Source organism: Methylophaga sp. UBA1464, assembly GCF_002325665.1.
Taxonomy (GTDB): Bacteria; Pseudomonadota; Gammaproteobacteria; order Nitrosococcales; family Methylophagaceae; genus Methylophaga.
On record NZ_DCSO01000093.1, the window covers coordinates 20,016 to 22,118 of the forward strand.

The 2,103-nt window shown below is 45.1% G+C and carries 2 protein-coding genes; both read left to right on the forward strand.

Features of this window, described 5'->3' with window-relative positions:
* Positions 1 to 623: ABC transporter permease subunit (locus B3O33_RS12630; RefSeq protein ID WP_292363755.1), on the forward strand; the 623-nt coding region annotated here is incomplete at its 5' end.
* 15 nt (positions 624 to 638) lie between these two features.
* On the forward strand, positions 639 to 2,103 hold a 1,465-nt coding region (locus tag B3O33_RS12635; RefSeq protein WP_292363757.1), incomplete at its 3' end, for a GldG family protein.

Sequence of the window (2,103 nt, forward strand, 5' to 3'; positions counted from 1 at the left end):
ACGTGGGTAATTTCTTTGCCCGTGGCGAAGCCGACCTCTATCCATTCTTTTCTTTACATCCCTGGTTATACATTCTGTTAATCCCGGCCATCTCGATGCGCTTATGGGCCGAAGAACGTAAAAGTGGATCGATTGAACTCTTAATGACATTGCCGGTGTCGGTCTTTGAAGCGGTGCTTGGCAAATTCTTTGCCGCCTGGGCATTTACCGGACTGGCATTAATTCTGAATTTCCCGTTATGGATTACCGTGAATTATCTGGGTAATCCCGATAACGGTGTCATCTTTACTGGTTTTGTTGGCAGCTTTCTGATGGCCGGTGGGTTTCTGGCGATTGGTTCGTGCGTCTCAGCGGTGACTAAAAACCAGGTTATCGCTTTTGTTCTCAGCCTGATTGTCAGTTTGATATTTGTACTTGCGGGTTACGGTATTGTGCTGGATTTCTTCAGCAGCTGGGCGCCACAGCCTTTGGTAGATGCCATCAGTTCATTTAGTTTTCTGACCCACTTTGATGCCATTTCCAAAGGGGTAATTGATTTACGTGACATTTTGTATTTTGCAGCGCTTATCGCTATCTGGTTGTTTGCCAACGCCTTGATAGTGAATGCACGTAAAGCCGATTAGGAGCACGAGTCAGTAATGAATAAACAACTATTATCTTCAACCGGTTTGGTTCTGGCCGTCATACTATTTATTGCGTTTATTATCGTGGTAAATGGTAATTTCAAATCAGCCCGGGTCGATTTAACCGAAGACAAACTGTATACCCTTTCAGAAGGTTCTTTGAACATTTTGTCATCGTTACAGGAACCCATCACACTGCGTTTTTATTATTCTGAGCAAGTTGCTCAGGCGTTGCCTTCGCTAAAAGCCTATGCCCAAAGGGTTCAAGAGTTGCTGATGGAGTATCAGCGTGCATCCGGTGGCATGATACAGGTCAAAATCATTGACCCTAAACCGTTCTCCGACCATGAGCAGCGAGCTAAACAATACGGTTTGCAATCGATTCCAATTGAAGGTGAAACCGATCCGTTATTTTTTGGGGTAGCGGGCACCAATATTCTTGATGGTCTGGAACGGATCCGCTTCTTTCAACCGGAAATGGAAGATGTGTTGGAATACGATTTGACCCGGATGATTTATCAATTGTCAGACGTTGAACGTAAAAATGTCGCGGTGATGAGCTCGTTGCCAATTGATGGAGAAGGTTACGATCCGTTGAAAGGTCAGTTGGATACTGAGGGTGGTGCGAAACCATGGGCGGTGATGGGTAAACTACGTGAAATGTTTAATGTTTCTGTGCTGCCCGAAGATATTCGCCGTATTCCATCATCAGTTGATTTATTGATGGTGGTGCATCCGAAAGAATTACCCCAACAAACGTTATATGCCATTGATCAATATGTGTTGCGTGGTGGCAAATTAATTACCTTCGTTGATCCGTTTGCGGAGGTCGATGTTCCGGAAAGAGACCCTGAAAATCCGATGGCTGCAATGGTTGCCAATCGAAGCTCAAATATGCCAGAGCTGTTAAGTAATTGGGGTGTGGAACGTCATGCTTCAGATGTAGTGGCCGATCGTAAAACGGCTCGACAGGTCGATTTTGGTGCTCGCAGTAATAATCAACCGATTGAATATGTGTTGTGGAATGCGCTCAGCGAAGAGAACATGAATGAAGAGCAACGCATTACTTCTAAATTACGCAAGATCAACGTGGCAACAGCAGGTCACTTTATCACGTTGGATGATGCGACAACTAAAATCACGCCGTTATTGAGTTCCAGCAATGAAGCGATGCTGGTGGATAAGCGAGTGGTGCAATTTCGTAATGATCCGGTCGCGCTGCTCACTAAATATGAGAGTGGCACTATCAGCTATCCATTAGCGGTGCGTATTACTGGCCAATCTGATTCAGCCTTTCCGGAAGGTGCGAAAAGTGATGGCGGTACCATGGTGAAAATGCCTGACCATATCGACCAGGCAGTAGATGGGATTGATGTTATTGCTATTGCTGATGTCGATCTATTGGATGACCGTTTCTGGGTCATCATGCAGGATTTTTATGGTCGGGATTTAGCCTTTAACACTTCCAATAATATCGACT